The organism is Castellaniella sp., from assembly GCF_004321985.1.
Classification (GTDB): Bacteria; Pseudomonadota; Gammaproteobacteria; order Burkholderiales; family Burkholderiaceae_B; genus Castellaniella.
In genome coordinates, this window is record NZ_SCQN01000005.1 from 13,799 (window position 1) to 32,540 (window position 18,742).

16 protein-coding genes and 1 other RNA gene are annotated in these 18,742 nt (G+C 64.8%); 4 read left to right on the plus strand and 13 right to left on the minus strand.

The genetic code is table 11. The features are described 5' to 3' along the window. Window positions 1–2: 2 nt before the first annotated feature. The 3 genes from EPN31_RS00360 to ffs form a co-directional block, all read right to left on the minus strand. Window positions 3–329 carry a YbaB/EbfC family nucleoid-associated protein gene (locus tag EPN31_RS00360; RefSeq protein WP_291768037.1) on the minus strand — a complete coding sequence of 109 codons (327 nt, stop codon included), beginning with the start codon at window positions 327–329 and terminating at the stop codon, window positions 3–5. 73 nt (window positions 330–402) lie between these two features. After that, a complete protein-coding gene (gene dnaX, locus EPN31_RS00365) occupies window positions 403–2,208 on the minus strand; it encodes a DNA polymerase III subunit gamma/tau (RefSeq protein WP_291768038.1) in 1,806 nt (601 codons plus the stop codon). 27 nt (window positions 2,209–2,235) lie between these two features. Beyond that, an RNA gene (gene ffs / locus EPN31_RS00370) (signal recognition particle sRNA small type) lies at window positions 2,236–2,333 on the minus strand. A gap of 117 nt (window positions 2,334–2,450) precedes the next feature. On the opposite strand from ffs, the gene EPN31_RS00375 reads away from it, so the two are divergent. Next, window positions 2,451–3,998: an MDR family MFS transporter gene (locus EPN31_RS00375; RefSeq protein WP_291768039.1), complete on the plus strand. Its 1,548-nt coding sequence runs from the start codon at window positions 2,451–2,453 to the stop codon at window positions 3,996–3,998. Between the two features lie 48 nt (window positions 3,999–4,046). Here EPN31_RS00375 and EPN31_RS00380 read toward each other — a convergent pair whose 3' ends face one another. From EPN31_RS00380 to tkt, 3 genes are read right to left on the minus strand one after another with little or no spacing between them, the layout of a single operon-like run. Further along, the gene (locus tag EPN31_RS00380; protein ID WP_291768040.1) at window positions 4,047–5,234 is read right to left on the minus strand and encodes a phosphoglycerate kinase; all 1,188 of its coding nucleotides are present in this window, start codon (window positions 5,232–5,234) and stop codon (window positions 4,047–4,049) included. A gap of 8 nt (window positions 5,235–5,242) precedes the next feature. Continuing rightward, on the minus strand, window positions 5,243–6,253 hold the full coding sequence (gap, locus tag EPN31_RS00385) for a type I glyceraldehyde-3-phosphate dehydrogenase (RefSeq protein WP_291768041.1): 1,011 nt from the start codon (window positions 6,251–6,253) through the stop codon (window positions 5,243–5,245). A 14-nt stretch (window positions 6,254–6,267) separates the two neighbouring features. Then, window positions 6,268–8,313 carry a transketolase gene (gene tkt, locus EPN31_RS00390; RefSeq protein WP_291768042.1) on the minus strand — a complete coding sequence of 682 codons (2,046 nt, stop codon included), beginning with the start codon at window positions 8,311–8,313 and terminating at the stop codon, window positions 6,268–6,270. 94 nt (window positions 8,314–8,407) lie between these two features. Here tkt and EPN31_RS00395 point away from each other — a divergent pair, with 94 nt between their 5' ends. After that, window positions 8,408–9,130 (plus strand): 16S rRNA (uracil(1498)-N(3))-methyltransferase, encoded by a 723-nt coding sequence (locus tag EPN31_RS00395; RefSeq protein ID WP_291768043.1) that lies wholly within the window; start codon window positions 8,408–8,410, stop codon window positions 9,128–9,130. Between the two features lie 4 nt (window positions 9,131–9,134). Here the strand turns inward: EPN31_RS00395 and EPN31_RS00400 are convergent, their stop codons facing one another. From EPN31_RS00400 to EPN31_RS00415, 4 genes are all read right to left on the minus strand, one after another. Next, window positions 9,135–9,596 (minus strand): barstar family protein, encoded by a 462-nt coding sequence (locus EPN31_RS00400; protein WP_291768044.1) that lies wholly within the window; start codon window positions 9,594–9,596, stop codon window positions 9,135–9,137. Next, window positions 9,593–10,804, minus strand: a complete 1,212-nt coding sequence (locus EPN31_RS00405) for a patatin-like phospholipase family protein (protein WP_291768045.1) — start codon at window positions 10,802–10,804, stop codon at window positions 9,593–9,595. Before EPN31_RS00405 ends, EPN31_RS00400 begins: the two co-directional genes overlap by 4 nt. Next, the gene (locus tag EPN31_RS00410; RefSeq protein ID WP_291768046.1) at window positions 10,779–13,073 is read right to left on the minus strand and encodes an NADP-dependent malic enzyme; all 2,295 of its coding nucleotides are present in this window, start codon (window positions 13,071–13,073) and stop codon (window positions 10,779–10,781) included. Before EPN31_RS00410 ends, EPN31_RS00405 begins: the two co-directional genes overlap by 26 nt. A gap of 88 nt (window positions 13,074–13,161) precedes the next feature. Beyond that, window positions 13,162–14,070: a hypothetical protein gene (locus EPN31_RS00415; protein WP_291768047.1), complete on the minus strand. Its 909-nt coding sequence runs from the start codon at window positions 14,068–14,070 to the stop codon at window positions 13,162–13,164. A gap of 60 nt (window positions 14,071–14,130) precedes the next feature. Between EPN31_RS00415 and EPN31_RS00420 the strand changes: the two genes are divergently transcribed. Then, window positions 14,131–15,327: a pyridoxal phosphate-dependent aminotransferase gene (locus EPN31_RS00420; protein WP_291768048.1), complete on the plus strand. Its 1,197-nt coding sequence runs from the start codon at window positions 14,131–14,133 to the stop codon at window positions 15,325–15,327. Window positions 15,328–15,342: 15 nt separating this feature from the next. On the opposite strand, the gene EPN31_RS00425 is transcribed toward EPN31_RS00420, so the two are convergent. Next, window positions 15,343–16,263, minus strand: a complete 921-nt coding sequence (locus tag EPN31_RS00425; RefSeq protein WP_291768049.1) for a lytic transglycosylase domain-containing protein — start codon at window positions 16,261–16,263, stop codon at window positions 15,343–15,345. Window positions 16,264–16,343: 80 nt separating this feature from the next. On the opposite strand from EPN31_RS00425, the gene ubiD reads away from it, so the two are divergent. After that, a complete protein-coding gene (ubiD, locus tag EPN31_RS00430; protein WP_291768050.1) occupies window positions 16,344–17,888 on the plus strand; it encodes a 4-hydroxy-3-polyprenylbenzoate decarboxylase in 1,545 nt (514 codons plus the stop codon). Between the two features lie 35 nt (window positions 17,889–17,923). Here the strand turns inward: ubiD and EPN31_RS00435 are convergent, their stop codons facing one another. Further along, window positions 17,924–18,289: a hypothetical protein gene (locus EPN31_RS00435; RefSeq protein WP_291768051.1), complete on the minus strand. Its 366-nt coding sequence runs from the start codon at window positions 18,287–18,289 to the stop codon at window positions 17,924–17,926. Then, complete coding sequence (locus EPN31_RS00440) at window positions 18,286–18,738, minus strand: phage holin family protein (protein WP_291768052.1); 453 nt, start codon at window positions 18,736–18,738, stop codon at window positions 18,286–18,288. Before EPN31_RS00440 ends, EPN31_RS00435 begins: the two co-directional genes overlap by 4 nt. Window positions 18,739–18,742 lie beyond the last annotated feature (4 nt).

Sequence of the window (18,742 nt, forward strand, 5' to 3'; positions counted from 1 at the left end):
GATCAGAACGGCAGCTTCATACCGGCGGGCAGCGCCATGCCGGCAGTCACCGCCGACATTTTTTCCTGGGCGGCGGCTTCCGCCTTGCGCTGCGCATCGTTGAAGGCGGCTGCGACCAGATCTTCGATCATGTCGCGATCGTCGTCATAGAGCGAAGGATCGATGGCCACACGCTTGACGTCATATTTCCCGGTCATGGTGACCTTGACCAGCCCCCCGCCCGCAGCGCCCTCGACCACGAGGTCCGCCAGGGACTCCTGGGCCTTCTTCATGTTTTCCTGCATCTGCTGGGCCTGACGCATCAGGCCCGCAATTTGTCCTTTCATCATGTTGATATCCTGATGAGATGAATTGATCGACGAAAAAAGGCGACTATACCGCAGCAACCAGGCCCGTGGCCGACTAGAGCATGTGCCCGGGCGGCTGTACGGACCCAGGCACGACACGGGCTGCAAACTCCCGCACCAGCGCCTGGACCAGCGGATCCTGAGCCACGGCCTCTTCGGCCGCCTGCTGACGGCGGCCGCGCTCCGCCTGGTCGACGGCGTAGGCGGTGTCTTCGCCGGTATCGCCGTATTCGACATCCAGCCGCAACACCCGTCCGAAGTGTTCAGACAGCATGGTCCGCAACCGGTCCTGGCTGCTGCTCTCCACCAGGCTGTGAATGGCCACCCGAAGCCGAATCTGCCGTTCGTCGCCCGCCAGCCATTCACTGTTCACGGCCAGCGCCCGTGCCGCCCCGCCGACGGGGAGGCTCGCCGCCAGGGCCGGCCAGTCCGCGGCGGTCATGCGCGCCGGATCCGGTATTTCAATATCCGCGCGCTGCGAGACAGGTGGGAGGGTCGACAGTACCGGATCCACATCGTCCGCAGCCAGCGATACCGACGAGTCGAAATCTTCTGTGGGTTCGGGCACGTCCTGCGTCCAGTCTCCCGCATCTTCGGCGGCGTCCGGGACCGCAAGCGATACCGACGGCGCACCATTCACGTCGGGCCCGCCAGGCGCGCCGACGTCACGCGCCGGTTCGGTTTCCAGCCCGGGCATCGCATCGCTGGTAGCTACCGAAGCCACCGGCGCCTCTGCGGCCACAGACGGAGACGGCTCCGCAATGACGGGAGGCACCCGATCCGCCGGCAGCAGTGCCAGCATGCGCAGGCAAGCCATCACGAACCCGGCATACTCGTCGGGCGCCAGGCTGAGTTCGCGGCGGCTATGGACGGCAACGGTATAAAAAAGCTGGGTTTCGTCCGGAGCAAGCGCACCGGCGAGCGCCTCGATGTCGGGCGCCAGCGGATCGTCGGGCTGCGCGTGGCCCAGCCGCTGGGCGATGGCCACACGCGACAGCATGACAGCCAGATCGGCCAGCGCCGATTGAAACGACAGGCCACGCAGCGCCAGATCATCAGCCACCGCGACGACCGCCGCGGCATCTCCCGCCGTCAGGGCCTGCAACAGGTGTACCAGATGATGCTGGTCCAGCGTGCCCAGCATTTCGCCCACAGCCGCCGCAGTCAGATCCCCGGCGGAATAGGAGATCGCCTGGTCCGTGAGCGACAGCGCATCACGCATCGATCCGGCGGCAGCCTGAGCGATCAGCCGCAGGCCCTGGGTTTCCGCCGGAATGGACTCCTCGGACAGGACATGCCGCAGATGCTCGACGATCGCGGGCACCGTCATCTGCTTGAGATTGAACTGCAGGCAGCGCGACAGGACGGTCACAGGGATCTTCTGTGGGTCCGTTGTCGCGAGAATGAACTTGACGTGCTCCGGCGGTTCTTCCAGCGTCTTCAACATGGCGTTGAAGGCATGGCCCGTGAGCATGTGCACTTCGTCGATCATGTAGACCTTGTAGCGGCCGACCGACGGCGCGTAAACCGCCTGCTCCAGGAGCTGGGTCATCTCGTCCACCCCCCGGTTGGAGGCGGCATCCAGCTCGATGTAATCCACATAGCGGCCCGCATCGATCTCGGTGCAGGCCTGGCAATGGCCGCACGGAGTAGCCGTCACGCCTTCGGCGCAATTCAGGGACTTGGCCAGGATGCGTGACAGGGTGGTCTTGCCCACACCACGCGTACCGGTAAACAACCAGGCATGGTGCAGTCGCCCGGAAGACAGGGCATGGGTCAATGCCCGCACGACGTGATCCTGACCGATCAGCGTATCAAAGGAGCGGGGGCGCCACTTGCGCGCCAGGACGAGATAGCTCATGAATGGCCGCCCAAAGGGGGGGAAAGAAGTGGCGAGCCTGACTTCGGCACTGGTTCTGCACGGCTATGGCTGCTTCGTTCCCGACCTGACCAGGTTCACCGCCGAACCATGCGAAGGGGCCCGCCACTGGCATTCTAACCTATCGCGGGAAACTGCAACGCAGTATGGTGTGTGCAACAAGCGTGAGCGGCGCCGATTCAGGCGTGGGCTCACGCCACATCGAAGGAATCCCACCTCAAACCATGGAAACGGCTGTTCGCAAACACCCGGACTTCGACTCGGAACCCTCTCCTCCCCTCGCCCACCGCGGGTGGATACTGACCGCCCTCATGATGTCCATGTCGCTGGCGGCCATGGACATCACCATCGTAGCGACCGCCGTGCCCCAGATCGTGGGGGACCTGGGGGGATTTGACCTCTTCAGTTGGCTGTTTTCCATCTACCTGCTGGCCCAGACTGTCACCATCCCCATCTATGGCAAGCTCGCCGACCTGTATGGCCGAAAACCCGTGCTGATCTACGGCACCCTGGTGTTCCTGGCGGGGTCGGCGGCCTGCGCGACGGCCTGGAACATGGTGGCGCTCATCGCCTTTCGCGGCCTGCAAGGTCTGGGAGCCGGCACCATCATGGCGACTGTGAACACGCTGGCCGGCGACCTGTACTCGGTGCGCGAGCGGGCTCGGATCCAGGGGTGGCTGTCCAGCGTCTGGGGAATCGCCGCAATCGTGGGGCCTACGCTGGGCGGTGCCTTTGCGCAATACGCCACCTGGCACTGGGTCTTCCTGGTGAATCTGCCGATCGGCCTGGTGGCGCTGATCCTGCTGGCGCGTTTTCTGCACGAAAAAGCACCCGAACACCGCCACGCCATCGATTTCACGGGCGCTGGCCTGATGATGCTGGCGGGGTCCGCGGTGGTGTTCGGCCTGCTGCAAGGCGGTAACGCATGGGCCTGGGATTCGCTGCCCAGCCTGATCACCTTCGGTCTGGCGGTACTCCTGATCGCCGCCATGGTCGTCCGTGAACGGACAGCGGCCGAACCCATCATGCCCGGCTGGGTCTGGAGCCGACCCGTACTGCTGGGATCCAATCTTGGGACGCTGGGGATGGGGCTGGTGATGATGGCTCCCAACACCTACCTGCCCGTCTTCGCCCAATCGGTCCTGGGCCTGGGGGCTATCTCCGCCGGGCTGGTGCTGGCCAGCCTGAGCATCGGCTGGGTGGCCGCCTCAACCTGGTCGGGGAACCTGTACCTCAAATTCGGCTTCCGCGACACGGCGCTGTTCGGCGCCGTGCTGATGGCAACCGGTGCGCTGGGCTTCGTCGTGCTGCCTCCGGGTCCCTCTACCTGGCTGGTGTTGCTTGACCAAATCCTGCTGGGAGCGGGCTTCGGGATGCTCTCCACGCCCTTGCTGGTGGGCGTGCAGTCCATCGTGCCGTGGAACCAGCGCGGCGTGGTCACCAGCGCCAACATGTGGTCCCGCTACCTGGGCCAGAGCCTGGGCGCAGCGATCGCCGGCGCCATCTTCAACGCCGCCATGCTGGATCAGCTCCATCAGGCGCCCGACGGCCTGCAGCAGACGCTGCCCCACGTGAACGACGTGGTCACCGTGCTGCAAAACCATGCGGCCGATGCTGAGCTGCACCGATACCTGCAGGGCGCCTTCGACGTTTCGACGCACCAAGTCTACGTCGGCATGACCGGCGTAGCCATCGCAACCCTGCTGCTGGTGTTCTGGATCGTCCCGCGTCACCCCGGGACCGAAGAAAGCCCCGGCGTCGTCTCGGGCTGATCGGGCGGAACAGCCGCGCGGGCACGCTCCCCGCCACCCGAAGCAGGTTCAGCCCGCCCGCGCCTCCAGGGCGGCCACGGCGGGCAGCGTCTTGCCTTCCAGGAACTCCAGGAATGCGCCGCCGCCGGTCGAAATGTACCCGACCCGGTCGGTGATGCCGAACTTGGCGATGGCCGCCAGCGTGTCACCCCCGCCAGCAATCGAAAACCCGTCAGAATCTGCAATCGCGCGGGCAATGACTTCAGTACCGTGCGCAAAGGCCTCGAATTCAAAGACTCCGACCGGACCGTTCCAGACGATGGTGCCCGCTTCGCGCAACCGCACCGCCAGTTGCTCTGCCGTCTGTGGACCGATGTCCAGGATCAGGTCTTCGGGACCAACATCCGCCGCGGCCTTGACCGTCGCCGGCGCATCAGCCGCGAATGTTTGCGCGACGACCACATCCACGGGGATGGGGACCTGGACGCCACGCGCCTGCATGGACCGCATCACGGCGCGTGCCTGGTCGACCTGATCCGGCTCGGCGAGGGATTTGCCGATGGGCAGGCCGGCCGCCAGCATGAACGTATTGGCAATGCCACCGCCCACGATCAGTTGATCGACCTTGTCGGCCAGTGATTGCAGGATGGAGAGCTTGGTGGAGACCTTGGATCCGCCGACGATGGCCGCCATAGGACGGCGCGGCGCCTGCAGCGCACGCCCCAGCGCATGAAGCTCGGCCTCGAGCAGAGGACCGGCACAGGCCACGGGCGCGAACTGCGCCATGCCCACAGTGGTGGCCTCGGCACGGTGGGCCGTCCCGAAGGCATCGTTCACATAGACGTCACAGAGCGCTGCCATGCGCCGGGCCAGCTCGGGGTCGTTCTTCTTTTCGCCAGGGTTGCAGCGGCAGTTTTCCAGCAGCACGATTTCACCCGGGGCCAGATCCACCCCGCCCACCCAGTCGGCAACCAGACGCACAGGCCGCCCCAGCAGTTCAGCAAGGCGCCGCGCCACCGGCGCCAGCGTATCGTCGGGCCCGACCACACCTTCCTTGGGGCGCCCCAGGTGCGAGGTCACCATCACCGATGCACCCGAGTCCAGCGCCAACCGGATCGCCGGCACCGAGGCGCGTACGCGGGTGTCCTCGGTGATGCGGCCGGCTGCCAGCGGCACATTCAGATCCGAACGGATGAACACGCGCTTGCCCTTCAGGGCGCCTTGTTTTGCCAGCGCGGACAGTGTCAGGACAGTCATTGAATCGGCTACTTCGCGGCCATGAACGCGACCGTGGTGTCAAGCATGCGATTGGAGAAACCCCATTCGTTGTCATACCAGGACGCCACCTTTACCAGCGAACCTTCGACCTTCGTCAGGCCAGCATCCACCGTGCTGGAGAGCGGGCTGTGATTGAAATCGCTGGATACGAGAGGCTCGGTGGTATAGGCCAGGATACCCTTCAGTGAACCGTTGGCGGCTTCTTCCAGGATGCCGTTGACTTCCTCGACCGACGTGTCGCGCTTGGCGACGAAAGTCAGGTCTACGATGGAGACGTTCAGCGTCGGAACGCGAATGGCGAATCCGTCGAGCTTGCCATCGAGTTCCGGCAATACCAAGCCCACCGCCGAGGCCGCGCCCGTCTTGGTCGGGATCATGTTGTGCGTGGCCGAACGGGCGCGACGCAGGTCTTTGTGGTAGACGTCCGTGAGTACCTGGTCATTGGTGTACGAGTGCACCGTCGTCATCAGGCCATGCACGATGCCCAGCTTGTGGTGCAGCGGATAAACCAGCGGTGCCAGGCAGTTGGTGGTGCAGGACGCGTTCGATATCACGGTATCCGAAGACTTCAGGACCTTGTGGTTCACGCCGTAGACGATCGTGGCGTCTACGTCCTTGCCGCCAGGCGCGGAAATGATGACTTTCTTTGCACCACCGCGCAGGTGTGCCGAGGCCTTTTCCTTGGTGGCGAACAGACCCGTGCATTCCAGCACCACGTCGACCTTCAGCTTGCCCCAGGGCAGCTTGGCCGGATCACGCTCGGCCAACACCCGGATACGGTCCCCGTTGACCACCAGGTAATCGCCTTCCACTTCGACCGTCCCGGGAAAGGGACCATGCGCCGTGTCGTGGCGGGTCAGGTGGGCATTGGTGTCGGGGTTGCCCAGGTCATTGATGGCAACGATCTGGAGGTCGTGCTTCTTGCCGTCTTCGTAGTGAGCACGCAGTACATTGCGACCGATGCGGCCGTAGCCGTTGATTGCGACGCGAATGGTCATGATGGTTCTCCTGTTTACAAAAGCTGCTCGACGGCGGCGGCCACATGTGCCGCCGTCAGATTGAAATATTTGAACAGCACGCCGGCCGGTGCGGACTCGCCAAACGTGTCGATCCCCACGACGGCGCCAGTGGTGCCCACGTACTTGTACCAAGTGGTGGTTCCACCCGCCTCGACCGCCACGCGCGGGAGGTCGGGCGGCAGCACGGCAGCCCGCCAACCGGCATCTTGCACATCGAAGATCTGGGTGCAGGGCATGGACGCTACCCGTGTCGCTACGCCGCGCGCGGCGAGCTGGTCCTGGGCCTGAAGGGCGAGTTCGACTTCTGAACCCGTGGCGATGATGACGGCGCGGGCGCCGACCATATCGCGCAAGACATACCCGCCCCGGGAGATGGCCTCGGTCGTGGCCGCATCGCGCGCGACGAAAGGCAGGTTCTGTCGCGACAGCAACAGCGCGGAGGGGCCGCCGCCCTGGACGTCCATGCCCACGCTGGCGGGGCGCGACAAGGCCATCTGCCAGGCCACAGCGGTTTCTGTGGTGTCGCAGGGGCGCCAGACATGCAGATTGGGAATGAGCCTCAGGCTGCCTGCGTGTTCGATCGGCTGGTGCGTGGGACCGTCCTCGCCCAGGCCGATGGAATCGTGGGTGAAGACATGAATGACGCGCTGGCGCATGAGCGACGCCATGCGCAGCGCATTGCGGGAATAGTCCGAGAAGGTGAGGAAGGTTCCACCGAAGGGAAGATACCCGCCATGCAGCGCAATGCCGTTCAGGATCGCCGCCATGCCGAATTCCCGCACGCCGAAATTGATGTGCCGCCCCGGCTGCAGATGCTGGGCCCCGCGGCGAAGGGGTTCCACGCCCGGCCAGTCAGTGAAGTTCGAACCGGTCAGGTCGGCCGATCCTCCGAGCAATTCGGGGAGCATGGCGGCAAAAGCCTGGATGGCCTGCTGCGACGCCTTGCGTGTGGCGATGGATTCCGCCTTGTCCTGTGTAGACTGCACGAAGGCACGCGCGCGCTCGACGAAATCGACCGGCAGCTTGCCTGCCATGCGGCGGCGCAGCTCTGCCGCGAGATCGGGATACTGAGCCGCATAACGATCGAAGCGCGACTGCCAGTCAGACTGCTGCCTGGCGCCCCGCGCTCGACCGTCCCAATAATCGTAGACGTCCTGCGGGATTTCGAAGGGCGGATGGGTCCAGCCCAGCGCCTTGCGGGTTGCTGCGACCTCTTCAGCCCCCAGCGGCGAGCCGTGGACCTTTTCCGATCCGGCCTTGTTGGGTGCCCCGCGCCCGATGACGGTCCGGCAGCAGATCAGGGTCGGTCCCCGCCCGGATGCCGCATGCGCGCGCGCCTGTACGATCGCGGCCTCGATGGCGGTCATGTCGTGCCCGTCCACGTCGCGCAACACATACCAGCCATAGGCCTCGAAACGCGACGGGGTGTCGTCCGCAAACCAGTTTTCCACGTGGCCATCGATGGAAATGCCGTTGTCATCGTAGAACACGATCAGGCGAGACAGCCCCAGCGTGCCAGCCAGCGAGCACGCTTCGTGGGAAATGCCTTCCATCAGGCAGCCGTCACCAACGAACACATAGGTGTCGTGATCGATGACGGTGTGGCCAGGACGATTGAATTCCTGCGCCAGCAGCGCCTGCGCGAGCGCCATCCCCACGCCATTGGCCAGCCCCTGGCCCAGCGGGCCGGTGGTGGTCTCCACACCTGGGGTGACGCCGACCTCGGGGTGCCCGGGCGTACGCGAATGCAACTGGCGGAACTGGCGGAGTTCCGCCATGGGCAGGTCGTAGCCCGTCAGGTGCAGCAGCGCATAGAGCAGCATCGAGCCGTGGCCGTTGGACAGCACGAACCGGTCGCGATCGATCCAGGCAGGATCCGCCGGATTGTGCCGCAGATGGCGTGTCCAGAGCACATGGGCAATGTCGGCCATCCCCATCGGCGCACCGGGGTGCCCGGACTTGGCTTGTTGCACGGCATCCATGGCCAGCACACGAATTGCATTGGCCATGGAAGGATCTGGGGCGGGCAAAGCACTCATAGGAATCTCGGTCGGAACGGCATCATGGCACGCGCCATGCGCCCACCCTAAAATACAGGGTGACAAAGCCTCGGATTTTACCATCCAAGCCCCCATGCCAGCTCCCCGCTTCTTCTGCCCCACCCCCCTGCAGGCTCACACGACCATCGAGCTGCCGGCTGCCACAGCCCATCACGCCTTGCGTGCACTGCGGCTGGCCCATGGCGATGCCGTGATTCTGTTCGACGGCCGGGGCGGCCAGTACCCGGCCACCCTCAGCACATCCAGCACCGCCCCGCAGGCCAGCACCGGCGCGCACGAACCCATCGAATGCGAGCTGCAGGGCCGCATCCATCTGATCCAGGGCATCGCCTCGGGCGACAAGATGGACTGGGTGGTTGAAAAGGCCGTGGAACTGGGGGTGAGCGACCTGCATCCGATCGCGGCGGATCGCAGCGTGCTCAGGCTGACCGGCACACGGCTGGAAAAGCGCCTGGAACACTGGTGCGCAATCGTGCAAGCGGCCAGCGAACAATGTGGGCGCAATCGCCTGATGCGGGTTCACGCACCCGTGCCGCTCGCGCACGGTCTCAATGGACTGTCGGGTCCCGTTCTGTTCTGCCATCCCGACGGGGCTCAATCCTTCGCCTCGACACTGCGGGGCGTGAAGGACGAAGTGAATTTCGTGATTGGACCCGAAGGCGGGTGGTCGGCCGAAGAGCTTGCCCAGGCGCGCCGGCAGGCGCTGCAGGCCGTCCAGTTCGGGCCCCGCGTGCTGCGCACCGAGACGGCCGGCGTGGCCATCGTGGCCGCCGCCACGGCGTTGCTGGGCTGGTGAAGGGTCAGACTTCCGCACGTCCCGAATAGGGGGTGGGATCCACGCCAGGCTCTGGGGCTGGATGGGCACCCGCATGCTGGACGGCGTAGGCAAAGCGCCGCTCGTTGTTCCGGCCGAACTCGACCACGTCGTTGCAGACCAACGCGATGGCTTCGGCGTCTTCTGCCAGAGCAGGATCGCCCGAATGGAGATGGCGGAACCACAGGAACAGCCCCACCTTCTGGTCCAGAAGCGTGTCGCACAGGCAGTCGTAGAGTGCGTCCAGATTGCCGCCGAAGAATTCCGGATAGTCGATCGCCTTGACCACCGCACGCAGGACCGCCGAACGATTGCGAGCCCGATCACAGTCCACGACGAACGCCGACAGACCAGCCTCGGTCGCCGCGGCCAGGGCATCGTGCTCGGGAACCACCTCGGCATCCACGACGCCCTGGGTGAGCATTTTTTTGATCTGGGCCGAACTCATGCGGACCACTCCTTGAAAAAAGCGATGACCTTCTCAGCATGGTTCATGCTGTCTGCCCTGCCCAGTGCAATCAGCTCCTGGGTATACCCTGCCTCGAAGAGCAGGTAGGACGCCAACGCACCCCCCCCTGCCTCGACTTTTCGCGGTGAAACACCCAGCACACGGAACAGGGTACGCACGGCACGCGGCAGTTCATCCAGGTGCTCAAGCGCCAGCTCGTCTAGCGAGCGGCTGGGCGCGATCATCAAGGTATGGATGGGTCGCAGTGACTCGCTTTTTAATCCATTTGTCGGGATTCGTGCAAGCAGCTCATTGATGCGCTCCATCCGCTCCAGATCGATGGACACGCCGTCCAGGAAAATGTTTGACAAGGTGTGTCCGGCAATCTGCGCCAAATTGGGGTAAGGCGGACTGAGTTCGCACCTTTCCAGGTGGGGTTCCTCGTCGAAATTGGTGCTCACCACGAAGACCCGATCGGCCCCCAGATGAATGACTGGACTGATGGGCGCCAGTTGGCGCATGGACCCGTCACCGCACCAGAGGGTATGACCACCCGTCAGAATGGCGCGCGCCGGGAACACGAAAGGGATGGCACTGGATGCCATCAAGTGGTCCACCCCAATGTCGCAGGCCACCGCACGGCGCATGGTCCGGGTCCAGGGCTGGATGGTCCGGCGCGCCTGATAGAAGGTGAGATGCTCGCCGGTCGTATAGGCTGTCGCCGTAATGGCCAGGGCATCCAGATGCCCGCGGTCCAGATTGGTGCGCAAGCGCGAGAAATTCATCGCCCGCGCCAGCAGCCCGGTCAGGGGTTCATTGTTCAGCAGCGAATGCGGCGCGTGGTGAGCCAGTTGCGGCCGAATCCACCCCAGGCCGAACATACCAAACCACTGCAGTGCTGAAGCCAGCAGATGGGGCGCATCGGCATAGTAGATATCGGGGGTGCGCAACGACCCCCACAGGCGGCACAGATGGTCCGCAGCGCGGTGAGTCTGATGCGCCCGGCAGGCGAGCGCCGCGGCGTTGATGGCACCTGCAGAGGTGCCGCTGATGATGGCAAACGGATTGCGGAACCCCGGTTTCCGGTCAGGGTCCAGAACATCCAGGATGCCGGACAACACGCCAGCCTGATAGGCGGCGCGTGCACCGCCGCCAGTCAGGACCAGCCCGACAGCCGGTCTTTCAGGGGTGGCGTGGCTTGTTGGCATCGACCACGGTCAGCGCGGCCATGTTGACGATACGGCGCACGGTCGAACTGGAGGTCAGGATATGCACCGGGGCGCTGGCCCCCAGCAGGAACGGGCCCACCGCGACGTTCCCGCCCGCCGCCGTCTTCAGCAGGTTGTAGGCAATGTTGCCGGCATCCACGCTGGGGCAAATCAGCAGATTGGCTTCTCCATGCAGAGTCGTGGACGGCAGGATGCGCTCGCGCAACGACGGATCCAGAGCACAGTCGCCGTGCATTTCACCATCGATTTCCAGTTCCGGATCCCGCTCGCGTACCAGCGCCAGCGCAGCCCGCATCTTTTCACCCGAAGAAGAACTGCCGGTGCCGAAGTTTGAGCGCGACAACAGGGCGACCTTGGGGACGATGTTCAGGCGGCGCATTTCTTCGGCGGCCAGGAGCGTGATCTCCGCGATCTGGGCAGCGTCAGGGTTGTCGTTCACGTGCGTATCAGCCAGCGCGATGGTGCGCTCATCCAGCAGCAGGATGTTCATGGCCGCATAGGTATGGGTTCCGGTCTGGCGTCCCAGCACCTCGTCGATGAAGCGCAGGTGGTTACCGTACGAGCCCACGGTTCCACAAATCATGCCGTCGGCATCCCCCAGGCGCACCATCATGGCACCGATGAGCGTCAGGCGGCGGCGCATCTCGACCCGCGCCATTTCCTTGGTGATGCCGCGGCGGCACATGAGTTCCCAATAGGTCGTCCAGTACTGATGAAAGCGCTCGTCGTGCTCCGGATTGGTGACCTCCACATCCCGATCCAGGTGGATGCGCAAGCCATATTTTTCGATGCGGGCCGCCAGCACCGCTGGCCGGCCGATCAGGATGGGCCGTGCCAGGCCTTCGTCCACCACGATCTGCACGGCGCGCAGCACACGTTCGTCTTCGCCTTCGGCAAACACGATGCGGGATTTCCCGCCCTCGAGCACCATGGCGCGGGCCGCCGAGAACAGGGGCTTCATGAAGGCGCCGGAATGGTACACGAACTGCTCGAGTTGGCTCGCGTAGCTCTTCAGATCGGCGATCGGGCGCGTCGCCACGCCGTCTTCCATGGCCGCCTGCGCCACGGCCGGCGAAATCCGCACGATCAGGCGCGGGTCGAACGGCTTAGGAATGAAATACTTGGGCCCGAAAGAGACGTCGTACAGACCGTAAGCAGCAGCCACCACGTCGTTCTGTTCTTCGCGCGCCAGCTTGCACATGGCCAGGGCTGCCGCCTTTTCCATGCCGCGTGTGATCGTGGTCGCCCCTACGTCCAAGGCACCTCTGAAGATGTAGGGAAAGCACAGGACGTTGTTGACCTGATTGGGGAAGTCCGACCGCCCGGTCGCGATCACCGCGTCGGGGCGGGCCTCGATCGCATCCGACGGCAGGATCTCTGGGTTGGGGTTGGCCAGGGCCAGGATCAGTGGCCGTTCGGCCATTTTCTTGACCATGGCCGGCTTGAGCACGCCCCCGGCCGACAAGCCCAGGAACACGTCTGCGTCGCCAATGATGTCACCCAGCGTGCGCGCGTCGGTCTTTTTGGCGAAGCGGGCCTTTTTCTCGTCCATCAGAGTGGTGCGGCCCTCGTAGACCACGCCTTCAATGTCGGACACCCAGACGTGTTCCACCGGCAGCCCCACGTCCATCATCAGGTCCAGGCAGCCCATCGCGGCGGCCCCAGCCCCGGAGACCACTACCTTGACCTTGGAGATGTCCTTGCCCACCACTTCCAGCCCGTTGATGAATGCGGCCGTGACGCAGATCGCAGTCCCGTGCTGGTCATCGTGAAACACGGGGATCTTCATGCGTTCCCGCAGCTTGCGCTCGACCTCGAAGCACTCGGGCGCCTTGATGTCTTCAAGGTTGATGCCGCCAAAGGTCGGCTCCAGGCCGGCGATGATGTCCACCAGTTTGTCCGGATCGCGCTCGTTGATCTCGATGTCGAAGACGTCCAGACCGGAAAACTTCTTGAACAGGACGGCCTTGCCCTCCATGACTGGCTTGGCAGCCAGCGGCCCGATCGCGCCCAGGCCCAGAACGGCCGTGCCATTGGTGATCACCCCCACCAGATTGCCACGCCCGGTGAAACGGAAAGCATTGTGCGGATCGGCGACGATCTCTTCGCAAGCAGCGGCAACGCCCGGTGTGTATGCCAGCGCAAGATCGCGCTGGTTGGACAACTGCTTGGTCGGGGTGACAGAGATTTTCCCGGGGCGGCCATGTTCGTGATATTCCAGAGCCGCCGCACGCAACGATTCGTCCATGATGAAGTTGCCTTGATCCGTAAATGAAAGTGACTATGCCAGCCATTCTAGCCGCTTGCAGCGGACGATGACACGCACCAATCGAATGCTATGAGAACTGCTGCGCATGGGCGGGGAACAGGCAGTCTGGATCGAACAGCAGCTTTACATCCCGGTCGACGGGGACGTCCGCCAGAGCACTGCCGGGGCGCTGACCGTAACGGTCCGCATAGTCGCGCTGCAGCGGCTGGCCGAGACGCTCGTCGAAAACCAGCCACTCGACCCAGCCCAATTCACCACCATGGCCCAGCAGAAGATGAGCCAGGTTCAGCGATTGCCCGCCATCCACCTGCAAGGCGTCGAGCCGGTAGCGGCCGTTCCACCAGGCGCCCTGCCGCAGGCCGGCGGCCGCCTCGCCGCCACTGAGCTCGAAAAGCCGGGATACCATGCGTTGCACACGCAGGTTGTCGAGCGGCTTGCGGTTGTCCGCGCCGAAAGCCCCCAGATTCGCCTGCGTGCCATCGGCCAGAAGAACCAACGCGTGCACAAGCCCGCTGGCGGCGGTATTGCGGCAATCCCAATCGCAACTGCTGCGATCCGCCAGCCAGGCCGCGACTGTCAGATGCGGCGGCTCATCCCGGAACTGCGCCAGGCCCGCCTGCTCCAGCTCGCCAATCATGCACCCCGGCTGCACGAACCAGCGGGAGTCGCCCGGGCTCAAGCGTTCGTGGCGCTCCATCTCGTGACCCGGCTCCACCCACAGCACTGGCTGATCTTCCAGGCGGGAGGCGTGGGGAATCCCATCCAGTGCGAGGCAAACGCCAAATTCCAGGCACAGGGCCCGGGCGTGATAGACATCCTGCATGTGCTGCGGAATCAGCCGCGCGCTGCCCACCGGCGTGGAGAAGTCGTAGACCCGCCCCTGTGCCACCCGATGCAGTCGATCGAGGAACGTCTCCCACGGGGAGCCCTGCGTACGGCGTCCGGTCAGAAAGGCGCGGCGGGACGGGGACTGCATGGCACTGGCTCCTGAAGTGACGGGCTACAATCGGGCTTTGAACCAAGCCGAGATTCATCCATGCCCCGACTGGCTGACAGAACTGAACGTACGGTGCCATTCTACGCTGTAGAGGTCCTCAAGCAGGCCCAGGCACTGGCCGCCCAGGGGCACGACATCATCAGCCTGGGCATCGGCGAGCCAGACTTCACGGCGCCAGCCCGCGTGCTGGAAACGATGAACCGCGCGGCCGAAGCCGGCCTGAGCGGCTATACCGCACCGGCCGGCATTCCGGCGCTGCGCGAGGCCATCGCGCATTACTACCAGACGAAATTCGGCGCGGCCGTGGATCCGGCGCGCGTCCTGATCACGGCGGGAGCATCCGGCGCGCTGATGCTGGCCGCGCTCTCGCTGGTCAACCCGGGCGATGAGGTTCTGATGCCGGACCCTTCGTACCCTGCCAACCGAAACTTCATTATGGCGGCGGGCGGAACCACGCGCCTTGTGCCAACCACGGCCGAACACCGCTTCCAGCTTCAGGCCAGCGACATCGCCGCCTGCTGGGGGCCGCACACGCGGGGGGTTCTGATCGCTTCGCCCAGCAACCCCACCGGCACCTCCATGCCGCGCGAAGCGCTGAGGGCGCTGATCGCGGCCGTGCGCGAACGTGGCGGCTATGTGATCATGGACGAGATCTACCTGGGCCTCTACTATGACGACACCCCGCAAAGCGCACTCACTCTGGATGACGACCTGCTGGTCATCAACAGTTTTTCCAAATACTTCCATATGACCGGCTGGCGACTGGGATGGCTGATCGCTCCCGCCGCCATGATGCCGGCCATCGAACGGCTGGCGGCAAGCCTGGTGATCTGCGCTCCGGCGCTGGCGCAGCACGCTGCCCTGAGCTGCTTCGAGCCCGAAGTCATGCGGATCTACGAGCAGCGGCGGCTGTCCTTCAAAGAGCGTCGCGACTACCTGCTGCCCGCCTTCGCCGATCTGGGCCTGAGCGTTCCCGCCGCACCCGACGGCGCGTTCTACATCTTTGCCGATGTTCAGAACTTCGGGCTGGACGGGGCGGCCTTCTGCCGCCGGCTGCTGAACGAGGCACATGTGGCCGCTGTCCCGGGGCTGGATTTCGGCGAAGCCTTTGCGCGGCATACCGTCCGGTTTTCCTATGCCACGGGGCTGGATCGCCTGAAGGAAGCGGTTCACCGTATGGCGGGGTTCCTGGGAGAACTGCGGCATCACGACGCCGCCACCACCGACCCGGCCTGATAGCCGGACAAAGTATCAGCCCTGGCCAGGCGGAACCCCCGAGGCCAGGGCCATTCGCCGGCGCTCGGCCAGCACCCGGGACCCATAACCGCCATCGCCCACACCCGTCGCTCCGACATAGCAGGCCAGCCCCCCCTGCACGGAACCTCGGCGGCGGATGCAGTCCGACAGAATCTGCGCACCCACCCGAATGTTCACGACCGGGTTGAACACGGCCGCGCGACCGCCTCTGGTCTTGAGCTTGTCGCGATGCACGCTGCCCATGATCTGCATCAACCCCTGGGCCCCGACAGAACTTTCTACGAACGGGTTATAGCGCGATTCGATCGCAACCACCGCCAGCAACAACTGAGGATCCACGTGCTCATCGGCCCCTACGGCAAATGCCGTCCGGATCAGCGCCCCCGCCACGCTGGGCGCGATGCGGTATTTGCGGGCGAGATAGCTGCGCAAGCCGTGATCCTGGGATCTGGTCATACCCTTGACGGGCTTGTCCTGCATGCTGGCAAGCAGTGCCTGAGCAAAGGTGAGCTGACCTTCCTGGGCTATTTTCTCGTCGGGCTCGGGCGCCACGGCCGGGCCGGTGGCGGCTTTCTGATCCGGCGGGCTGGTGCCCGCGGAGGCAGTCGGGCCAGAAGAGGCACCGGCACCGGGCACCGCAGCCACGGGGGGAGACACAGCGGGTACCGTCCAGTCAGGCGAATCGGTATCGTCCTGTCCTCCGTAGCTCCCGTCATTGGCCTGGAACATGGTCAGGACAACCTCGTGCAACTGCTGGGATTGCTGGCGCATCGACGGCAGGACCAGACTCAGGCCCAACGTGGTCAGAACGGCCAGCCCCACATAGATGGCGCTGACGTGGACGAACTCGCCGACGGGCGCAATCCCGGCCCGCAAACCCAGCAGCACCCGTTCTTGCACGGAAGGATCAGACATGGACGGCCCCGGCAGCCGATCGGTGAAGGTCGGTGGTAATCTTTGGCACGACGCCACTGTAACCCGATTGACGATTCCCTGTGAAATACCGCGACCTCAGAGACTTCATCCAGCAGCTCGAAAGCCGGGGCGACCTCAAACGCATCGCACACCCCGTGTCCACCCTGCTGGAAATGACGGAAATCAGCGACCGGGTCCTGCGGTCAGGTGGACCCGCCCTGCTGTTCGAGCATCCGATCCACAGCGGCGCGGCGAGCAGCACGCCCGTCCTCACGAACCTGTTCGGGACTCCCGACCGCGTGGCCTGGGGCATGGGCGCAGCCGATGTCAGCGCCCTGCGCGAGACCGGTGAGCTGCTCGCGTCCCTGCGCGAACCCGCGCCACCCCACGGCATGCGCGATGCGATCTCCAAGGTCGCCTTCCTGAAGTCGGCTCTTTGGGACATGAACCCTCGCACGATCCGCTCAGCGCCCTGCCAGGAAGTCGTGCTCGAAGCCGACGACGTGGATCTGTCTGCGCTGCCGCTTCAGAGCTGCTGGCCGGACGACGTGGGTCCATTGCTGACCTGGGGACTGGTGACCACACGCGGGCCTCACGCGCGGCGCCAGAACCTGGGCATCTACCGGCAACAGCTCATCGGCCGCAACAAGCTCATCATGCGCTGGCTCTCGCACCGAGGCGGCGCGCTGGATTTCCGTGATCATGCGCTCGCCCACCCCGGCGAGCCGTTTCCCATCGCCGTGGCGCTGGGAGCGGACCCCGCGACCACGCTCGCCGCCGTCACGCCAATTCCGGACAGCCTCTCCGAATACCAGTTTGCCGGACTGTTGCGCGGCTCGCGCACAGAACTGACGCAGACGCTGGGCAGCGATCTGCTGGTCCCGGCCACGGCCGAGTTCGTCCTGGAGGGTCACATCCTGCCGGCCGGACACCCGGCTGCGCGCGTACCCACCGTGCCGCAAGGTGCGCCAGAGCCGCCCGACACCGGTTACGAGATGGCGCTGGAGGGCCCCTACGGGGACCACACAGGGTATTACAACGAGCAGGACTGGTTCCCCGTCTTTACGGTGCAACGCATCACCCACCGGCGCGATCCGATCTACCACAGCACGTACACTGGCAAGCCTCCAGACGAACCCGCCATCTTGGGTGTGGCTCTCAACGAAGTCTTCGTGCCGCTGCTGCGCCGGCAATTTCCTGAGATCACGGACTTCTACCTGCCCCCGGAGGGCTGCAGCTACCGGCTGGCGGTGGTCTCGATGCGCAAGCAATACCCGGGGCACGCCAAGCGCATCCTGTTCGGCCTGTGGAGTGTGCTGCGCCAATTCATGTACACCAAATTCATCATCGTGGTGGACGACGACATCGACATCCGTCGATGGACGGAAGTGGTCTGGGCAATGACCACTCGCATGGACCCCGTGCGGGACACAGTTCTGGTCGAAAACACGCCCATCGACTACCTGGATTTTGCATCGCCAGTCTCGGGGCTGGGCGGCAAGATGGGGCTGGACGCCACCAACAAGTGGCCGGGTGAAACCCAACGCGAATGGGGACGGCCCATTCAGATGGATGCTGCCGTCAAGGCCCGGGTGGACGCCATGTGGGGAGAACTAGGTCTATAGCGACCCGCCGGAACCACCAGACGCCGACACCCCGATCAGGGCTGATCGTCCTGATCGGGCTTTCTGGATCGATGCCGGCCCAGCCAGATCAGCCCACCCATCAGGGCCGCCTTCAGCAGCACAGGCCGCCGACGCGTCCCCGAAAACAGGGTGGACGCCAGGGACAGCAGAAGGGGAAACCGCCGCACGGCTTCGAGACTGTGCCCCAGCCACCCCAGACCCAACGCCCCCAGGCCATCGCGAGCCTGCGCCGCCAGTGCACGCGGCTGCAATTCCGCCACCAGCCGGCAGGCGCTGCGCTGAAGTTCCAGGCGCTGGTAGCTGGCGCGCAGGCGCAGCAGTTCGATGCGCACGCGGCGCTCCTGGGGCGACGAAACATGCGAAACCGCCCGGTCCGTCATGGAGAGTCTCCACCAGTCTGCGCCTGATCCTGCGATCCGCCCGACGACCCGGTTTGCGGACGATCCGACGCAGCCGTTGCCGCCCGGGCACCCAAGGCCTGGGCATCCGCCTTCAGCACATCGATCGTGACCTCAAAGGGTTCGGAATCGCGCTGGAATCGCGCCCACAGCCAAAGCAGGAGCAGCCCTCCGAGCACACCATAACCGAGCGCCAGGAGGCTTAGCGCGAGCGTGCGGTATTCCGCAGGCCATACGGAGAGGGCAAACGCCAGCGTTGCCACCAGCAGAGCCAGCATCAGCAGAAAGACAGCCATGAGCAGTACGGCCAGACGCCACAGCAAGCGGTCACGCGCCTGCTGTGCCTCGAGGCCGAACAGCTCGAGCCGCGTGGCCACCAGGGTGGCCGCCTGCGACGCCAGGTCCGCCAACGACCGGCCGAACGCCGCCATGCCT